Here is an 18,304-nt window from a genome sequence, read left to right on the forward strand (position 1 = left end):
ACTCATGCTCGAAGACCTCAAGAAACTGGTCGCCGCGGAAACCGCGCGCACCGGCAAGCGCCGCACCATCCACCTGACCGACGACACGCTGCGCGACGGCCAGCAATGCCTGTGGGCCACCCGCATGCGCACCGAGCACATGCTGCCGATAGCGGAACGCATGGACCAGGCCGGCTTCCTGTCGCTGCAGGCGATCGCGCTGGTGCAGTTCGATGCCAGCGTGCTGTTCCTGAACCAGGACCCGTTCGAACGCATCCGCCTGCTGCGCGAGCGCTTCACGCGCACGCCGCTGCGCGCCGCCATCCGCAGCAACCTGATGCGCGGCTTCTTTCCGGTGGCCGACGACATCACCGAGCTCTTCGTCGAGCGGCAGATCGCCAACGGCGTCCGCGACATCGGCATCTTCGATGCGCTGATGTGCTCGGACAACCTCGCCCCCAGCATCGCCACGGCGCGCCGGCTCGGCGCCAACGTGACGCTCTTGCTCGGCTACAACATCGCGCCCGGCTATGACGACGCCTTGTATGCGCGCAAGGCGCGCGAGGCCGTCGAGCGCTTTGGCGTGCAGACCGTCACGCTGGCCGATGCGGCCGGCATCCTGACGATCGACCGCGTACGCACCCTGGTGCCGGCAATGAAGCAGGCCATCGGTGATCGAGCACGACTGGAATTCAACACCCACTGCCTGACCGGACTCGGGCCGCTGCTCGCACTCGAGGCCGCGGTGCACGGCGCCGACAGCATCCTGACGGCGGTGGACCCGATGGCCAATGGCAATTCGCTGCCGGCCAGCCAGATGATTGCGCGCAACCTGCGCGAGATCGGCTTCGACGTGGTGGTCAATGACGACTTGCTCGACGAAGTGGGCGCGTATCTTGGCGCGCTGGCCGAGCGGGAAGGCCATCCGGTCGGCGTGCCTGCCGAATACGAGCCCAGCCACTACATCACCCAGTACGCGGGCGGCGCGATGAGCAACCTGGAATCTCAGCTCAAGCTCGCCGGCATTTCCGACAAGCTGCCGGCGGTGCTGGAAGAGATCGGGCGGGTGCGGGTGGAGCTCGGCTCGCCGATCATGGTCACGCCCTATCCCGCGATCATCGGGGCGCAGGCGGTGATGAATGTCATCAACGGCGAGCGCTACAAGGCCGTCCCGGATGAAGTGAAGAAGTACGTCTGCGGGTATTTCGGCGCCCTGCCGCTGCCGGTCGACGCGAACGTGAAGGACAAGGTCATCGCCAACGGCTCGAAGGATGTGAGCCTGACGCCCCCCGTGATCGAACCGGTGCTGCCGGGCTTGCGCCAGCGCTACAAGAACATGGGCGACGACGAACTGCTGCTGCGCTATATGTACGGCGACGAGAAGGTAAACGGCCTGGCGCCGACGGGCACGGGCGACAGCTTCAGCGTCCACCACCCGGTCGTCGATCTCGTGGCCGGCCTGGCACAGCGCCAGAGCAAGGCGAAGGTGCAGGTCCGCGGCAGCGAGTTCTCGCTGAGCGCGAACTGAGGAGCGCCACATGAACGTTTCCCTCGCAAGGCCGCAGCCGATTCCCACCGCCGAGACCGCGCACTACTGGCAGGCGGCGCACGAAGGCCGGCTCGAAATACAGTATTGCCCGGCCTGTACGCGCCACCAGTTCTACCCGCGCCGCTTCTGCACGCAATGCCTGTCCGACCAGCTCGAATGGGTGCAGGCGAGCGGCCACGGGCGGATCTATACCTACACCGTGTGCCACGTCGCCGCGCATCCCGCCTTCGCGTCGGACGTGCCGTATGCGATCGGCATGATCGAGCTCGACGAGGGCGTGCGCATGCTGGCAGGCATTGTCGACGCCGACCCCGATTGCCTTGCCGTCGGCGCGCCGGTCGAGGTGTGCTTCGAACGCATCAGCGACGACGTCGCACTGCCGATGTTCCGGCTCACGGGCAGCGCCAATGCCCGGCCCGTTCCCGATACCAGAGACAAACCATGATCATCGATTCCTTCGACGCCGGCGCCACGGCATATCCCGACCGCATCTTCGTCCAGGGAGGCGACGTGCGCCTGAGCTACCAGGACGCGGCCGGCGCATCGCACGCGGTTGCCGCCGCGCTGGTGCGCGACGTGCAACCGGGCACGCACGTCGGCATGCTGTCGCCCAATCATCCGATGGTGCTGCCGGCGATGCTGGGCGTGATGCGCAGCGGTGCGGTCTTCGTGCCGCTCAACGCGCGCGATCCCATCGAGGACATCATCTGGTTCGCCAGTTTCTGCGAGATCACCGTGCTGATCTGCCATCCGCAGTACGCGCCGCACCTGGAACGCCTGAAGCAGGAGATCCCGACGCTCAGGCGCGTCATCGGGCTGACGGAGCCGCTGGAGCCGAACGGCCACTGCATCGCGCAATGGGTGAAGGACTTCGCCGGGACGCGCGTGACGGTGCGGCGCGAAGCGGACGACATCGCCATCATCAAGTCGTCCGGCGGCACCACGGGCCGTCCGAAGGCGATCATGCAGAGCCACCGCTCGCTCGAGACGGCCTACCGGATCAGCAACCAGTTCACGCCACCGCGCAAGGACCCCGTGCACCTGGTGGTGGCGCCGCTCACGCATGCCGCGGGCGCCACGATGGTGGCACTGGCACGCATCGGCGCGCGCAACGTGATCGCTGCGTCGGCCGATCCGGGCGTGATCCTCGAAGCGATCGAGCGCGAACGCGTGACGCATATCTTCCTGCCGCCGACCATGATCTATCGCCTGCTCGCCCACCCCGATGCGCGCACACGCGACTGCTCCTCGCTCGAGTACGTGCTGTATGGTGCCGCGCCGATGTCGGTCGACAAGCTGCGCGAAGGCATCGCCCTCTGGGGCCAGGTGTTCATGCAGAGCTACGGCCAGTCGGAAGTGCCCGGTGTCATCACCTGCCTGTCGCGCAAGGATCATTTCGTGCACGACGACCCCGAACTCGACAAGCACCTCGGCTCCGCCGGCCGCCCCTCGGGCGCCTGCGAGGTGGCGCTGATGGACGACGAGGGCAATATCGTGGGCACGGGCGAACGCGGCGAGATCGTGGCCCGCGGCGACCTCGTCTCGCCCGGCTACTACAACAACCCCGAAGCCACCGCCGAGGCGCGCGCCTTTGGCTGGCACCACACCGGCGACATCGGCGTGTTTGACGAGAACGGCTACCTGTATGTGGTCGATCGCAAGAAGGACATGGTCATCTCCGGCGGCTTCAACATCTACCCGAGCGAGATCGAGCAGGTGATCTGGGGCCACCCGGCGGTGCAGGACTGCGCCGTGGTCGGCATACCCGACGCCGACTGGGGCGAACGCCTGACCGCCGTGATCGAGCTCAAGCCCGGTTGCAATGCCACCGCCGACGAGATCGTCGAGCTGTGCCGCAAGCGCTTCGGCAGCCTGAAGACGCCCAAGCAGGTCGAGTTCTGGCCCACGCTGCCACGCAGCCCGGTCGGCAAGGTGCTGAAGAAGGATGTGCGAGCGCAGCTTACGGCTGCATCAAAGCCGGTTTGAAAGGATGGACATGGACCCGAAAGCACTGAGTGGCCGCTATGCCATCGCGGGCGTCGGCGAGGCCGGCATGGGCAAGGCCCTGCCGGGCGACACCGCGTTGTCGCTGCAATGCGACGCGGCGCGGCTCGCGATCCTGGACGCGGGGCTGAAGCCCTCCGACATCGACGCCGTCTTCGCGCACTGGGACGACCGCGCCGCCGGCTTGCTGGTGACCGAGCACATGGGGCTGCAACCGCGCTATGTCGACAGCACCGTGGTCGGCGGGCAATCCAACCTGACGCATATCGCCCATGCAATGGCGGCGATGGAGGCGGGACTGTGCAATGTGGCGCTGATCACCTATGGCAGCACGCAGCGCCTGGACCGCAGCCGCGCGCGCGGCGGCCATGCGCAGGATGCCCGCATGCCGAACGGCCAGTTCGTGCAGCCGTACGGCATGCTGAGCCCGATCGGCTTCTACGCGATGCAGGCACGCCTGCACATGCATCGCTACGGCACGCTTGCCGAAGACCTTGGGGAAGTCGCGATCGCGGCGAGGCGCTGGGCACAGCGCAATCCGAATGCGGTCGCGCGCGAGCCGCTGACCATGGCCGACTACCTGGCCTCGCCCATGGTCGCCGACCCGCTGCGCAAGCTCGATATCTGCCAGGTCACCGACAGCGCCGGCGCCATGGTGCTGGTGCGGACCGGGCGCGCGCGCGACTTGCGCCGTCCGCCGGTGCTGGTGCAAGGGTTCGCGGAGCAATATATCCAGCACGCCACGCCGTTTGGCATGGACGACTGGATCGACAATGGCGTGCTCGCGGAGATGGGCCGGCTGGCGCTGGAGCGCGCCAGCCTGAGCCGTAGCGAGATCGACATCGTGCAGATCTACGACGCGTTCACCAGCAACGTGCTGATCGGCCTGGAGGAGCTGGGATTCTGCGGGCGCGGCGAGAGCGGCGCCTTCGTGCGAGGCGGGCGCATTGCGCCGGGCGGGGCATTTCCGCTGAATACCTCGGGCGGCGGCCTGTCCTTCAATCACGGCGGCATGTTCGGCATGCCGCTGATGATCGAGTCGGTCCGTCAGCTACGCGGGGATTGCGGGGAGCGCCAGGTGCCTGGCGCCCGCAACTGCCTGGTGCAGGCGGGCGGCCTGGTGATGTCCGCGTATATGGTGATGGTGCTGGGAACGGCTTAGCCGATTCAGACGGTGCGCGGCGCGGCATCCCGCTGCGCTTCGAGCTGCCTGATCGCCTCGCGCATCGAATCGCCGATCAGCTTCTCGGCCGCTTCCGCCGCGGCATCGAGGTTGCCCGACTTGAGGCCCTTTTGCAGCGTGCGCCAGTTGCGGGCCGATTCCTTGCGCCGTGCCGGCGTGGACAGGCCAAGCTGGGTGTAACGCAGCGTCTGCCGCGCCAGCGAACCCAGGATCTCGGCCAGGCGCTCATTGGTGCAAGCCTCGCGCATGACGCGCCCGAGGCGGAACGAGGTTTCGATGAAGGCGACGGTGCTATCCGCCTCCTGCGCCAGCGTTTCCAGCGCGCGCACGTCGGCATCGATGGTCGCCGCAATCTGCGCCGCCTCTTCCGGGCTTAGCCGGCTTACCATGGTGCCGGAAAGCTTGCCGCGAATCTCGAAGATGTCTGCAACCTCCTTGATCGATAGCTGGGTGACGTGGGCGCCCTTGTTGGGCAGGATGTTCACCACCGAATCCTTCTCAAGGATGCGCAAGGCCTCGCGCACCGGTCCGCGGCTGACCGCGAACTGCTCGGCCAGCGCTTCTTCACGGATACGCTCGCCCGGGGCGTATTCGCCATTCGCGATGGCAGTGAAGATGCTGTCGGCGATCTGCTCGGGCAGTGTCCTCAGCTGGCGGCTGGCGGGACGATTGGATTGTGTGGTCATGTCGAAAGCTCGAAACTGCGCAATTATGAAACTACGATTGTAGACAAACGCAATGTAAGCACGAGATTAGACCACAACTGCGCGCGCAAGATCACGAGCCGTGAAGACAGACTGCGCTAAACCACGACGAATCACGACGAACCATCATGTCAAAGCCCCAGATCCTGACCTATATCGATGCCGGCACCTCCGACGGCACCGCGCGCCTGATGCGCACCATCGGGCAGCAGCTTCGTTCCGGTATGTACGAGATCCGCACGGTCATGGCCGATGACATCCGGCATGACGCATCGCTGTTCGATGACGCAGTGCTGTTCGTCATGCCGGGTGGCGCCGACCTGCCCTATTGCGCAGCGCTGAACGGCGCCCCCAACGCGCGCATCCGGCGCTTTGTCGAACAAGGCGGGGTCTACCTGGGCATCTGCGCGGGTGCGTACTACGCCTGCAGGGAACTCGCCTTTCACGCCGGCAGCGCGGGCGAGATCTGCGGCACGCGGGAGCTGAGCTTCGTGGACGCGGTTGCGGTGGGCTCCTTGCCCGAACTCACGGGAGGCGTCGCCTATGACGGCACGCCGCGCAGCACCGCCGCGGTGGAGATCCGGACGACGGAACGGCTGACCGCTGCGCCGGTGTCGCTCTACACGCACTACCACGGCGGCTGCCGCTTCGATTTCGGCGATGCGCCGGGGCCGGAGACCCAGGTCCTGGCCGTTTATACCGGCATCGAAGGCGACCCGCCCGCGATCGTGAGCTCACGCGTGGGCAAGGGCAGCGCGATCCTGACCGGCGTGCACCTGGAGATCTCGGAGCGCGAGTGCAAGGACGCCTTGCTAGGTCACAGCGACAGGACCGCGCACATCCACGTCTGCCAGAGGCTGGCGCAGACGGGCGAGGCGCGACTGGCGGTGTTCCGCCAGTTACTGTTCCATGCCGGGCTCGCGCTGGGTTGACCGCTCAGGGCGTCCAGTACCAGATGGCGGAGTTGGAGATAAAGGTCTCCCACATGGCGTGCGGCTTGGCGGGATCATCGTCCTCGTAGCGACGGGCCAGTACCCATTGGGCCTCGATGCGCTCGCGCGATGGATCGCCCAGGCCATCCTGCTCGCCCGCGGCTAGGTAGCGACCGGCAAAGGTGGTCAGCGAGGCATGCTGCTCAGCTTGGTTCTTCCAGAGCACCGTGAATCCGATCAGCGCGCCGTCGGTCATGCCGTGCGTCTCGAACCAGGCGCTGGGATCGGGCTTCCCGACCTTGGTCTGGTAGCGCCCGGTAAAGTGGGCACCCGGCCCGATGGAGAGGATTTCGAGCCCGCCGCCGTTGCGGCTGAGCCATCGTCCGACCCGGATTGTCATGGTGTCTCCTTGGTATTGCCCAGCATGTTTGAACGGGGAGAACTGCGCACTTAGTTTAGGACAGCGGTTTGCCGGGGACAACTTTGTCGGGATTGCCCGGGCACCACGCGCTGGCCGCGATGTCGACCCGGGAGAGACGCTATCCCTCCTCGAAAGCGGCCGCCGGCAGGCGGTCCGCGCTCAGGATCGTGTGTGGTTTTCCGAGTACTGAAAGCCATCGCTTTTCCGGCGAGCCGCTCGCTGTGTGCTCCGGCAAAACAAGTACTGATATGCTTGGCAACCTGCCATAGCTCGCTCCGCGCGGGCTGGTGGCTCAACATAAAGTTCAGCCACACGGGGCGGACCCTATCTGGACGAAAATCAGCCAGGAGCGCTGCATTGAACGACGACCCGCTACACGGCCGCTTGTTATTGCCGCCAGAGCCGCCGACGCTTGCGCCCGGCATCGTGCACAGCAATTTCAGCGTGCAGGGCGACGCCCGTCAAAGCTTCCGGGCCTGGCAGGAGCGCATGAGCCCTGTCTACGACATACGGCCTTCGTCAAAGCAAGCCGAGGATAGGTTCGACGCATCGCTGTCTCGCTACACGATCGACAATCTGAGCCTCTTCGACTTCCGCACCGGGCCGAACCTGGCCGTGCGATCGTTGGGCCGGGTATCGACCGAGAGCATTCATGACATAAGCTTCAGCGTGTTCCTTGAAGGGCCGCCGGGGCAGTTCCTGAACGGCAAGCCACGGCTCGACGCGCCACAGATACCGCACGCGCCAAGTATCCTCGCGCTGGACATGGACCAGCCGTGCACAATCCGGAATTTTGATGGCCGGATACTGCTCCTTTTTGTGCCACGCGATCTGGTGGAAAGCTCGTTTCCCGATGCCGCCTCGCTGCATGGTCGCTCGATTCAAGCCACCACCCCCTTGACACGCCTGATCATTGAGCATCTCGTTGCATTAAACCGACAAATCAGCGGTCTCGACCGGCAGGAAGCGCGTCAGCGCTTTCTCACCACGGTAGAGCTACTCGCCACCGCTTTCAGCCGTCAGGCAGGGCTTTCCGGCAATCGGCGCGCAGCGGTACGCGCTGCCGTCTATGGACAGGTGCGGCGACATGTCGAGGCCAATCTGCACGATCCGGATTTGTCGCCTGACAGCGTGTTGGCATCGCTGCATCTCTCGCGCGCCAGCGTCTACCGTCTCTTTGAGCATGAAGGCGGCCTGGCCGCCTATATCCGCAGCCGCAGGCTGCGAATGGCGGCCGATGAGCTTGTGCGCTTTCCGCATATGGAGGTCCAGGATATTGCCCTGGGGTTGGGTTTCAATGATGCGTCGAGCTTTACGCGCGCATTCCGCCGCGCCTTCGACATCGCGCCACGGGAATTGCACGAGTACGCGCCGTTGCTCCAGCGCAAGCAGGCAGCACGGGAGCGCTTCACATAGCCGGGCCGTCACGGCCAACGCCGATCCCGTGCTCAGGAAGATTTCGGAAACTTCGAAACCCGCTCGCCCTTGACAAGGCATATACGGGAACCAGCCAACGCGTCCGCCGAACCCCTACAGGTAGGAAACGCCCAAATACTTTGCCGGGCCTCCGCCGAGTGGAGGAGACTCCGTTCACTTCCGTTCGCCAGAGGGCGCAGGCGAAATAAGTAAGACCGCCGCACATAACAGTTAATTCAGCTTCTGCCGCCTCTCTGCTAGCCTGATCTCGGTGCATCCACATCGTCTTGCGCGTATACATGTGAGGTACAGCATGCTCCAGGCACTCCAACGCTCGCGTTCAACTTGGGGCGCAGCGCTCCTCTTGCCGATTTTCTGCCTGTCACTGCTGATCGCCGGTCCTCCGGCCCAGGCCCAGGCCACCGGGAAGAAGCCCAACATTCTCATTATTTGGGGCGACGATATCGGCACCTGGAACATCAGTCGGAACAGCCACGGCATGATGGGCTACACGACGCCAAACATTGACCGCTTGGCCAAGGAAGGCGTGGGGTTCACCGATTACTACGGACAGCAGAGTTGCACCGCCGGGCGCGCGGCCTTTATCGGGGGCGCGGTCCCGGTGCGCACCGGGATGACAAAGGTCGGGCTGCCGGGGGCCAAGGAAGGCTGGCAGAAATCCGATCCCACAATTGCCGCACTGCTAAAAGCGCAGGGGTACGCTACCGGCCAGTTTGGCAAGAATCACTTTGGAGACCGTGACGAGCACCTGCCCACCATGCAAGGCTTTGACGAGTATTTTGGAAGCCTGTATCACTTGAACGCATCGGAGGAGCCCGAAAACCTCGATTACCCGAAGGATCCGGGATTTGCCAAGAAGTTTGGCCCGCGCGGCGTGATCCGGTCCAAGGCGGATGGAAAGGGCGGGCAGACGGTCGAGGACACCGGGCCACTCACAAAGAAGCGGATGGAGACAATTGATGAAGAGACGCTCGCCGCCGCCAAGGAGTTCATGGGCCGGCAGGCGAAAGCCGACAAGCCGTTCTTCATCTGGTGGAATGCGACTCGGATGCATTTCAGGACCCATGTGAAGGCCCAGAATCGCGGCATCTCGGGACAGGACGAATACAGCGACGGAATGGTCGAGCATGACCGCATGGTCGGGGACTTGCTTAAGGAGCTGGACAGCCTGGGGTTGACCAACGACACCATCGTCATGTATTCGACCGACAACGGGCCTCACTACAACACCTGGCCCGACGCGGGCACCACGCCGTTCCGCAGCGAGAAAAACTCCAATTGGGAAGGTGCCTACCGCGTCCCTGCTTTCGTCCGATGGCCGGGTCATTGGCAAGCCGACACGATACTCACCGGCATCGTCGCACATGAGGACTGGATGCCAACGCTGTTGGCGGCCGCCGGCATGCCAGACGTAAAGGAGCGCCTTCTGAAGGGAGCTACGTTTGCCGGCAGGAAATACCGGGCACATTGCGATGGTTACGACCTGAACGACTACCTGTCGGGCAAGGCAAAGGAATCGCCCCGCAAGGAGTTTTGGTATGTCAATGATGACGGCCAGGTCGTCGCCGCCCGGTATCAGGATTGGAAGGTAGTGTTCCTGGAGAATCGGGGGGAAGCGTTCGGTGTGTGGCGAGAGCCTTTTACGGAGCTGCGCGTCCCGCTGGTTTTCAACCTGCGTCGAGATCCATTCGAGAAATCCCAGCATAACTCCAACACCTATAACGACTGGCTCCTGGACAGGGTGTATGTCATCGTACCGATTCAGGCAATGGCTGCTCAGTTCCTGCAATCGATGAAAGAATACCCGCCAAGTCAGTCACCCGGCTCGTTCAATCTTACCAAGATAGAAGAGCAACTCAGGACGGGAGCGGGTTCACGCTGACCGTCCGCCGCAATCCGCGAACTCACCGACACGCAGCTACGCCCGCCTTCAAGCGGGTGTAGCTGCGTCGCGCGCCGGGCCCGCGCCATCTACGAACACTGCAGCGGCGGCGTCTCGCATGGGATGCCATCGTGGTCGCCGTCAATCTTCACGCTCGGGCAGTTGCGCAGGTAGAAACGAGCCTCCTCGCATGAAGTCATCTGGCTGCAGTGCTGCTTCCCCTGGCATTGAAAGACTGGCGAAGCCGCAGGAGGTGCTGTTTTTTCAATCATGGGCAAAGCAGCTTGGGCAGCTTGCTCAACCTTGGGTGATTGCTTGAAGTAGAACCAAGCGGCCGCCGCCGCGACGCAGAGCAATAGAAGCTTGTTCATGTGACCCCTTTTCTTTGTGCGAAGAATGCCACAACCGGACACCGAACGCTGACACTATTGAATGAACTCCGGCCCGAAGCCGCTGGCGTCAGCCTGCCGGGCCGAGCCAGTCGACGGCGCCGAGTGAGATACTGCAAGCCCAAGCCCACGAGAACCACCCATGTACAACAACTACGCCCCGGTGCAGCGCCAGCTGCTGCGTGACGTGTATTGCGTCGAGCCGCCTGCACTCGACGATCCCGCAGAGACCTGGCCGGACTATGCCGCGCCGATCATCGTGGGCAAGTTCGACACGACCAATGCCCGGTCGGAGCCGGTCGGCGAGAAGCGATCGTTCTCCGGCCCGTGGAAGACAATTCGATGCATCGCGCTGGCGGCCCTGCTCGGCAGTCCATCCCTTTCCCATGCCGAACCCAGCATTCAGGTCGGCTTCTCTCCGGAAGGCTCGGCGCGGATGCTGGTGCTGGAGACGATCGGTAGCGCGAAGCGCAGCATCCAGATGCTCGCCTACGCGTTCCAGGCCCCCGACATCATGCAGGCGCTGGTCGATGCCAGGAATCGCGGCGTGGATGTGCGCGTGGTGATCGACAAGAAGCGCAACCTGGGCAAAGTCAGCAATGCGGCCATGGACTTCGTGACCCGCAATGGTGTGGAACTGCGGACCAACGACCATTTCCACATCCATCACGACAAGACGATCATCGTCGACGGCAATACGGTAGAAACGGGCTCTTTCAATTTCGCGCCGTCCGCCGAGACGGCCAACTCCGAAAATGTGGTCGTCATTCGAGACATGCCGGAGGTTTCGCGCCAGTACATCGCGCACTGGCAGTCGCGCTGGGATCTCGGGAAGCCCTATCCCGCGCGCTGACCGGCACCCGCACACCGGAAATCATGAGGAACAAGACTGATGAATGTGTTCGAAGCGTTCACCGAAATTAAACACCTGCCGGCCAGAGAGCGGCTTCTGATCGGCGTGAGCCTGAACAACAGGTTCGCCTGGTCTGCTGGTCGCATCGATGACCCCAGCGTCTCAATCGGCTTTGAATCTGCCGTCACGCGGGCCATCGAAGAGTTCCAGGCTGGAGACAGGCTACTGAGCATCAGGATCATTCCGTCTGGCGGCGGCCATATCGTCGTGGCGATGGGCGCGGAATCGGCCGTAGCCATCATCGACGCCATGACCAAGGGCATAGACCTCATTTCCCAACGCGGCGGAAACTGAGAAACTGCCCGGCTACAGGCACGCGGCCATCGCCGCCATCGCCGCCATCGCCGCCATCGCCGCCATCGCCGCCCTCAGCCTGATTTCATACCCACTGAAAAATAAAACGAAACCTATGTCAATTAGCCTTCGAATATTGCTTGCTGCGACGCTCACCGCGACCGTTGCTGCCCCCGCGCACGCCGACATGACTGTCAAATTCTTCCGTGCAATGGCCGCAAATCCCGCCATGAACTCGCACACCGACGCCTTTCTGCAAGGCTTGACGGAAGGCGTAACCTGGAGTGCCTCTACCGCGCGGGTGATCAATGGCACGCCGCTATTCTGCATGCCGGGCAACTTGGCGCTGACCAATGACACCGCCAAACAGCTTATCTTGAACAGCCCCCCCGACGTCGACTACGTGACCCCCACATTGCTACGAGAGTTGAGGAAAGCCTTCCCCTGCAGGCCCTAGCATTGTTCTCCGGGTCCGCCAGCCGCGTCCCTTGCTCCGCTGCGTGCGCTCACTGACACGCCGCCACCGCCGCCGCCTTCAGCCTGACCTCATAGCCGGCGCGCAACAGCAACTCGGCCAGCGCGGCGCGGTACCACTCAACGTCGCTGGCCGTCCCCGGAACTTTCACCAGCGGACAGTCCGGCTCCGGGAGCTGATAACCGACGAACTGCTGCTCTCGACCCCAAGGCCAAACCTTCAAGCCGCGAATTCCAAGGCCTCCCCATCCGCGGGAATCCGCAACCTGTCGCCCACGCCTGCACGGGCTGCCGCGACCCTTAGTTCCGCCCGTTGTACGGGGCAATGACTCAGCGCTTCCAGATGATTGGCAACTACTATGCCTTTCAGGGCCTGGGTGAATTCAATCACGTCACCCGTGCCCATGATGATTTCGTCCCCGACGTCGAACTTGGCTCCTCCGGCCGGGATCAGGGAAACCTGGGGTTGAAGGCGCGCGATAAATTCGCGAATTGCGGGTGTAAAAATGGTATCGCCGGAGAGATACAGGCTAGGCTCCCCCGGCATCTCGATTAAGTAGCCGACGCCGTGCTCCATCAACAGTCCAACCATGCCTTTCCCATGCCGGCAAGCCATTGTCCTGATTTTCCCGCCGAGGAATGGTTGCGGTTCTTGATGATTCTCCGCCAGCGGATGTACGTTTAAGCCGCGTTGACGAAGATGCTCCGCATCGTGCGGCGTGCAGATAACGGGAATTTGCCTGCTGCGTAGCCAGTGCTTTCCCATGCGGTCGAGATGGTCGAAATGCCCTTTCTGGCAATGCGTAATCAGGCAATGCGTCACCGATTCCAGCAACGAATCGGTCACCGGCGGCAAATCAACGACGGGATTGCGCTCTCGCTGGCCGAGAAACCTCAGTGGCGGCAATGCGCCTCTTGGTGCCAGCATCGGATCAACCAGGATCGTATAAGCGCCAATCTCGACGACGGCCGTGGCATTGCGGAGTTGCGTTATTTTCATGATCTATCCTTCCTGATGGGAGGAATTCATTGTGTGCTGCGCGTCGCTCTCCTAAAATGGCCAGAACTGACATAAAACGATTATTTTCTGCCATGCCTCCGCCGGCTCCCTTCCGCATCGGTTTGCTGCTGTACCCGGAATGCTTGCCGGCAGGGCTGTTCGCGTTCGCGGATCTTGTTCATGCGGCGAACCGCCGGGCCGGGATGGTTCTCTTCGAGCCGGTGTTTGTAGCGGCCCAGGCGGGCCTTGTCGAATGCGCTCACGGCCATTCGCTGAAAGCCGCGTCCGCGGCTCAAGACGCCTGCCTCAATGCAATACTGATACCCGGGTTCTGGGCTGAATCAGCCTGGCAGATAGCCGGCGCCCTGGCGAAGAATGCGGGCATGATCACGGCTTTGGCCGGCCTGCAAAGAAGCGTGATGATGTGGAGCTACTGCACCGGCGTCTGCCTGGCTGCCGCCACGGGCAGGCTGAACGGGCAAAAGGCGACGGTCACATGGTGGCTGGCCGACATGATGCGAGAGCAGTTTCCCAAGGCCGTTTGGCAAACCGAACGAACCAGTGTTTACAACTTGCGTACTGCGACCGCGTCAGGGGTCAACGGTTATCTGCCGATCGCACAGTCTTTCATAGAAAAGCGGATCAGCAGGGAAGCCTACCGGGATCTGACGAAGCTTATGGTCTTGCCGCGTCCCGAGCGCACTCATCATGCCTTTCAGATGAGGAGTCTGATCGAGCAGCCGGATCGGTTACTGCGCAAGCTGCACATGATTGCGGAACAGATTTCTGCTACTGAGGCGACAGTTGCCCGCCTGGCCCAGGAACTGAACATGACAGAGCGAACCCTGGCCCGGAAAGTTGTTGCCGCGACCGGCTTGCCGGTCGCAAGCTATGTGCGCCGGATAAAGCTCAATCAAGTAAGCGAGCGCCTGATTCATACCTCTGCGCCGGCCAATACGATCAGCGCGGAACTCGGCTTTAGCAGCGACTCCGGGATGCGCCGGATGTTCAAGGACCTGACAGCGCTTACGCCGGCGCAATACCGGCAGGCATTTGGACGATCCTAAATCTCCCCGGAGGAGTGGGCTGCCTCAGTCGGCGGCTGTCGCCCTGGCCACTGCGCTTCACAGTGAAAATGCCCATCGTGGATGTCGAGCTGATTGGCTGCTGTGGCCGGCAGCGGCAGTCCGCCCGCCATCGCGGGCCTGTGGCGCGCTGATGGATGCCGCGCCCGCGCCGCGCGCGTCAGGAGTGAATGCGCTCGCAAAGCTATAGCCGCCGGACCGGCCTTCGGCATTCTGATTGCATGTCCAGTCAAACCCCTCCGAATGAGGGGTTTAGCGGCCACCACTCCGCCCGTTAAGTACCTTGCCGTCGGGATCCGGGGTCGTGGCTGGAATCGCGTCCCTCGCCGGTGGCTCGGCAGTTGCAGCAGCCGCGGCACCTGTTGCACTGGGCGCAGCGGCAGCCTATGGTGTGTACAAGTTCTTCGATTGGCTGACCGGCGACTAGTCTAGATTCCGTGGCCACCTGCGGCTCGTAGGCGCTCCGCCATATCGTGCCCTCGCGCGCATCGGCGCCGCAGCTGCCCGAATTCTCCCCCCATGCAACGCAAGGCCGCGCTCAAGAAGCTGCTGGCCGACGCGCCCCCTGGCCCGTTGTATTTGTCGTTCCCAACTTCGGTAGGGAAAGCCAGTCATTGGCTGGACAGCACAATGACCTCCTATCAGGTAATCAGCCTTACATCTACGAAGTGGAGCCTACAAATGAAACAGATACCCTGCTTGATTCTTGTGCTGTTGGCTGGGACAGCCCAGGCCGGGCCGCGTCTTGGTGCGGCCAGTTATGGCCAAGCCGGCGGCACGTCTGGCTACGGCCAGACTGCCACCATGGGCAGCTACGGTTCTGGCCAGACGCAGGGCTACTCCGCGGGTGGAGTGAACGCCGATCTTGGAAAGCGCTACAGCGCCGCAGGTGCCCGCTCTCGCTCTAAAGGAGACACCGCGACGAGCGATAGCGAAACATCATATTCCCAACCGTCTCTGTATCAGTCGTCGGCCGGCTCCACGCTCCAGCAGCCCAAGACCCAAAAATAACCCACCCCAAGGTGGCTGCGAGCGTCAATCCTTGGCAGGTCTGCCTATCGGGGCAGCACGGGTATCCGGCCTTTGGATGGAGGAATGCTAGAGGGTGCGGAGCACGCTAGTACCTCGGGGCGCCCTGCCATCGATCTCTGTCACCACTGTAGTCCCGATGATCCCCCCAATAGCGATCACCATGATCTGCTCGCCCATCTCCGCCGTAGTACCCCCCGCGGTGCTCGTCTCGATCGGGTGCGACAACGCACCCGCCAAGCAGCGCAACTGATGCGGCAATCAACACAAGAATGGTCTTCATGAGGCTCTCCTAAACACCCTTCGGCTTTTTCCAGCATACGCATCGATCGATCGGCAGAATGTAGGAACTACGTCCTCCCGCAGCGAGGCTTTCTCCTACAGCGAGGTGCTCGCACGATCCGCCGCGAGTACAAGACATTCGGCTTCTGCTGTGGCCTCCGTGGCGGCGCCAAGGGATTCAAACAGGCAGCCTCGCAGGTCGGCAACGTGATCGCCACCTGGAAGTGCATCGGCGGCATCGATGTCGGAGTGGTGGCTTGGAGAGGAGAAACGAATAGCGGCGCTCTAGGCGCCGCTACGGGGACGACCACAGGAAAGAGGCAAGTGGCACGGAGGAAAGCAGCAGGTCAGCCGCGGGGCAGCATGCGGTGGGACTTCGCGTAGGCGCGCAGTACTTCGTTGATACGCGTCTGCCAGCCATCTCCGGTTGCCTTGAATGCGTCGATCACATCGCGGTCGGCTCGCATGTTGAGCGATACCTTGCGCTGGTCTGCCGGCAGCGCCGGCCGGCCGCGCGGCTTGAGCAAGGGCTGCGCTGCCTTCTCACCGATCAGCTTGGGCAGCACTTCCCGCGCGGGTCGCATGCGCGCCAGTTCCTCATCGGTAAGCGGCGGGTTGTCGGGGTCGGATTCCGCCGCGAGTGTCAGCGCCCTGTCCTCGGCTTCGCTAGGGATATGGACACTACGTTTCGTCGACATAGTTCAACACCTGGCGGCGGTTGGCTTTGCGCAGGCTGATGACGCGCATCGTCTCGCCTCGCATTGTGTACACCAGCACATAGACACGCTCACCGATCATGCCTGTAGCGACAAAGCGCGTTTCACCGTACTCGAACCGACTTGCCACTGCCCAAATTCCTTAGGGCCCCGGAGCCAGAGCAAACGCGCTCATCCCGATATTGTGGTGCGCTTGGCACATGGCCATTGTACCGAGCAGGCCGCGCGCCGGCAGACCCGGACGTAGTGCTGGCGTAATTCAAGCGTAATGAGGCGTATTTTCGCGGGTTTTTGTGCGGCTTTCCCGACACGAAAGCGAGGACGTGCAAAATCCTAGAAACCCTTGTGGGGCTTAGGTTTGCGGTCTACTTTGGTGTGGATTTGTGTACTGCGGAAAGGGGTGGGTGGTGCGAGGGAGGGGACTCGAACCCCTACACCATTGCTGGCGTCAGGACCTAAACCTGGTGCGTCTACCAATTTCGCCACCCTCGCAGTCCCTGCGGGCGCATCCCTGGCGGGAGGCCGCTGTGCTCGCTGGCGTTGCAGGCGGGCCGGGCAGCGTGTGAGGTCACAGAAGCGGCGGGCAAGACTGCCCGCCTGGCTTGTGTTTCCTGTGCTGCCGGCGCACTTTGCGCATGCAGCGCAACGAGGCTGCGGATTCTAGCGCAAAGCGCGCGGGGAATCCAGCCCCTTGCCTGCATCGGCGCAATCAACGTGCGCTGCCCACGGTTTCAGCGCTTGCCCTTGATGCAGGAGAGTACAAGGACGGTGGCGCAGGCTTCGAGGGCGGCGACGAAGTACAGGCCGGAGGATAGCTGGCCGGTGCTGGTCTTGAACCAGCCGATCATGTACGGGGCGACGAATCCGGCCAGGTTGCCGATGGAGTTGATCAGGGCGATGCCGCCGGCGGCCGCGGTGCCGGCGAGGAAGGCGGACGGCAGGGACCAGAATACGGGGAAGGCGGCGAGGATGCCTACGGAGGCGATGGTCAGGGCGACGAGCGCGAGCACGGCGCTGTGCAGCCACATGCCGGTGAGCACGAGGCCGGCGGCGGCCATGAGTGTCGCCAGGGCGCAGTGCAGGCGGCGTTCGCCGGTGCGGTCGGAGTGGATGCCGTTCCAGACCATGGCGATGGTGCCGGCGATGAAGGGGATGGCGGAGACCAGGCCGATCTGGAGATTGCCCTGCACACCGAGCTCTTTGATGATGGACGGCGACCAGAAGGCGATGGTGGCGTTGCCGCTGACCACGCAGAAGTAGATGGCGGCGCAGATCCAGACGCGGGCGTTGGCGAAGGCGTCGCGCAGGGATGAGTGCTTGGCGGGGTCGCGGTTCTCGGCTTCGATCTCGCGGCTGACGAGATCGCGCTCGCCCTGGGTGAGCCAGTTGGCGCTGGCGGGCTTTTCTGGCAGGAACATGAGCACGGCGATGCCGGCGAGCACCGAGGGGATGCCTTCGATGACGAACAGCCATTGCCAGTTGGCAAGGCCTTCGACGCCTTCCATGCGGCTCATGATGAAGCCGGCAAGCGGGCCGCCGATCACGCCGGCGATGGCGAACGAGGTCATGAACAGGCCGTTGATGCGGGCGCGGCGCTGGGCGGGGAACCAGTAGGTGAGATAGAGCACCACGCCGGGGAAGAAGCCGGCTTCGAAGATGCCGAGCAGGAAGCGCAGCGCGTAGAACTGCATGGGAGTCTTGACGAAGATCATCGCCATCGACGCCAGGCCCCACAGGATGGTGATGCGCGCGAGCGTGCGGCGCGCGCCGATCTTTTCCAGCAGCAGGTTGCTGGGGACTTCGAAGAGGAAATAACCGATGAAGAAGATGCCGGCGCCGAAGCCGTACACGGCTTCGCTGAACTGCAGGTCTTGCAGCATCTGCAGCTTGGCGAAGCCGACGTTGACGCGGTCGATCCAGGCCAGCACGAACAGGAAGACGAGGAAGGGAATCAGCCGCACCGCGATCTTGCGGTAGGCGTGGTCGCGCTCGGCGGCGCTGGGCGCGGCGGCGGGCGCCATCGCGTCGGGG

At 63.3% G+C, this 18,304-nt stretch carries 19 protein-coding genes and 1 tRNA gene; 11 read left to right on the top strand and 9 right to left on the bottom strand.

Annotated features, from left to right (window positions below; translation table 11 throughout):
- Window positions 1-4: 4 nt before the first annotated feature.
- Genes AB4Z48_RS16955 through AB4Z48_RS16970 form a run of 4 tightly spaced genes read left to right on the top strand, consistent with a single transcriptional unit; the run spans window position 5 to window position 4,694 of the window.
- Window positions 5-1,507, top strand: coding sequence for a carboxylase (locus tag AB4Z48_RS16955; RefSeq protein ID WP_441615926.1), 1,503 nt, complete (start codon window positions 5-7; stop codon window positions 1,505-1,507).
- A 10-nt stretch (window positions 1,508-1,517) separates the two neighbouring features.
- Complete coding sequence (locus AB4Z48_RS16960) at window positions 1,518-1,973, top strand: Zn-ribbon domain-containing OB-fold protein (RefSeq protein ID WP_441615928.1); 456 nt, start codon at window positions 1,518-1,520, stop codon at window positions 1,971-1,973.
- Window positions 1,970-3,514 carry an AMP-binding protein gene (locus tag AB4Z48_RS16965; RefSeq protein WP_441615930.1) on the top strand — a complete coding sequence of 515 codons (1,545 nt, stop codon included), beginning with the start codon at window positions 1,970-1,972 and terminating at the stop codon, window positions 3,512-3,514. Before AB4Z48_RS16960 ends, AB4Z48_RS16965 begins: the two co-directional genes overlap by 4 nt.
- 10 nt (window positions 3,515-3,524) lie before the next feature.
- A complete protein-coding gene (locus AB4Z48_RS16970; protein WP_441615932.1) occupies window positions 3,525-4,694 on the top strand; it encodes a thiolase C-terminal domain-containing protein in 1,170 nt (389 codons plus the stop codon).
- Window positions 4,695-4,699: 5 nt separating this feature from the next.
- On the opposite strand, the gene AB4Z48_RS16975 is transcribed toward AB4Z48_RS16970, so the two are convergent.
- Window positions 4,700-5,401 (bottom strand): GntR family transcriptional regulator, encoded by a 702-nt coding sequence (locus AB4Z48_RS16975; RefSeq protein ID WP_441615934.1) that lies wholly within the window; start codon window positions 5,399-5,401, stop codon window positions 4,700-4,702.
- A gap of 146 nt (window positions 5,402-5,547) precedes the next feature.
- On the opposite strand from AB4Z48_RS16975, the gene AB4Z48_RS16980 reads away from it, so the two are divergent.
- Window positions 5,548-6,351, top strand: coding sequence for a BPL-N domain-containing protein (locus AB4Z48_RS16980; protein ID WP_441615936.1), 804 nt, complete (start codon window positions 5,548-5,550; stop codon window positions 6,349-6,351).
- 4 nt (window positions 6,352-6,355) lie between these two features.
- Here AB4Z48_RS16980 and AB4Z48_RS16985 read toward each other — a convergent pair whose 3' ends face one another.
- Window positions 6,356-6,751, bottom strand: coding sequence for an avidin/streptavidin family protein (locus AB4Z48_RS16985; RefSeq protein WP_441615938.1), 396 nt, complete (start codon window positions 6,749-6,751; stop codon window positions 6,356-6,358).
- 378 nt (window positions 6,752-7,129) lie between these two features.
- Between AB4Z48_RS16985 and AB4Z48_RS16990 the strand changes: the two genes are divergently transcribed.
- Entirely contained in the window at window positions 7,130-8,188 is a 1,059-nt protein-coding gene (locus tag AB4Z48_RS16990; RefSeq protein ID WP_441615939.1) for a helix-turn-helix domain-containing protein, read from the top strand.
- Between the two features lie 313 nt (window positions 8,189-8,501).
- Window positions 8,502-10,091 carry an arylsulfatase gene (locus AB4Z48_RS16995; RefSeq protein ID WP_441615941.1) on the top strand — a complete coding sequence of 530 codons (1,590 nt, stop codon included), beginning with the start codon at window positions 8,502-8,504 and terminating at the stop codon, window positions 10,089-10,091.
- An 89-nt stretch (window positions 10,092-10,180) separates the two neighbouring features.
- Here the strand turns inward: AB4Z48_RS16995 and AB4Z48_RS17000 are convergent, their stop codons facing one another.
- Complete coding sequence (locus tag AB4Z48_RS17000) at window positions 10,181-10,462, bottom strand: excalibur calcium-binding domain-containing protein (protein ID WP_441615943.1); 282 nt, start codon at window positions 10,460-10,462, stop codon at window positions 10,181-10,183.
- Between the two features lie 160 nt (window positions 10,463-10,622).
- On the opposite strand from AB4Z48_RS17000, the gene AB4Z48_RS17005 reads away from it, so the two are divergent.
- Entirely contained in the window at window positions 10,623-11,333 is a 711-nt protein-coding gene (locus tag AB4Z48_RS17005; RefSeq protein ID WP_441615945.1) for a phospholipase D-like domain-containing protein, read from the top strand.
- A gap of 39 nt (window positions 11,334-11,372) precedes the next feature.
- A complete protein-coding gene (locus tag AB4Z48_RS17010) occupies window positions 11,373-11,687 on the top strand; it encodes a hypothetical protein (protein ID WP_441615947.1) in 315 nt (104 codons plus the stop codon).
- 12 nt (window positions 11,688-11,699) lie between these two features.
- Here AB4Z48_RS17010 and AB4Z48_RS17015 read toward each other — a convergent pair whose 3' ends face one another.
- Both AB4Z48_RS17015 and AB4Z48_RS17020 read right to left on the bottom strand, forming a co-directional pair.
- Complete coding sequence (locus AB4Z48_RS17015; RefSeq protein ID WP_441615949.1) at window positions 11,700-12,002, bottom strand: hypothetical protein; 303 nt, start codon at window positions 12,000-12,002, stop codon at window positions 11,700-11,702.
- Between the two features lie 379 nt (window positions 12,003-12,381).
- Complete coding sequence (locus AB4Z48_RS17020) at window positions 12,382-13,161, bottom strand: MBL fold metallo-hydrolase (protein WP_441615951.1); 780 nt, start codon at window positions 13,159-13,161, stop codon at window positions 12,382-12,384.
- Window positions 13,162-13,217: 56 nt separating this feature from the next.
- Between AB4Z48_RS17020 and AB4Z48_RS17025 the strand changes: the two genes are divergently transcribed.
- Entirely contained in the window at window positions 13,218-14,228 is a 1,011-nt protein-coding gene (locus tag AB4Z48_RS17025; RefSeq protein ID WP_441615953.1) for a GlxA family transcriptional regulator, read from the top strand.
- A gap of 537 nt (window positions 14,229-14,765) precedes the next feature.
- Window positions 14,766-15,257, top strand: a complete 492-nt coding sequence (locus AB4Z48_RS17030) for a hypothetical protein (protein WP_441615955.1) — start codon at window positions 14,766-14,768, stop codon at window positions 15,255-15,257.
- A 647-nt stretch (window positions 15,258-15,904) separates the two neighbouring features.
- On the opposite strand, the gene AB4Z48_RS17035 is transcribed toward AB4Z48_RS17030, so the two are convergent.
- From AB4Z48_RS17035 to AB4Z48_RS17050, 4 genes are all read right to left on the bottom strand, one after another.
- A complete protein-coding gene (locus AB4Z48_RS17035) occupies window positions 15,905-16,255 on the bottom strand; it encodes a BrnA antitoxin family protein (RefSeq protein ID WP_441615956.1) in 351 nt (116 codons plus the stop codon).
- Window positions 16,239-16,403, bottom strand: coding sequence for a BrnT family toxin (locus tag AB4Z48_RS17040; protein WP_441615958.1), 165 nt, complete (start codon window positions 16,401-16,403; stop codon window positions 16,239-16,241). The genes AB4Z48_RS17035 and AB4Z48_RS17040 overlap by 17 nt, the downstream gene beginning before the upstream one ends.
- 275 nt (window positions 16,404-16,678) lie before the next feature.
- Window positions 16,679-16,765: transfer RNA gene (locus AB4Z48_RS17045), tRNA-Leu, on the bottom strand.
- Between the two features lie 239 nt (window positions 16,766-17,004).
- Window positions 17,005-18,294, bottom strand: coding sequence for an MFS transporter (locus tag AB4Z48_RS17050; protein ID WP_441616500.1), 1,290 nt, complete (start codon window positions 18,292-18,294; stop codon window positions 17,005-17,007).
- Window positions 18,295-18,304 lie beyond the last annotated feature (10 nt).

This window comes from Cupriavidus sp. 2TAF22 (genome assembly GCF_052115045.1).
Taxonomy (GTDB): domain Bacteria; phylum Pseudomonadota; class Gammaproteobacteria; order Burkholderiales; family Burkholderiaceae; genus Cupriavidus.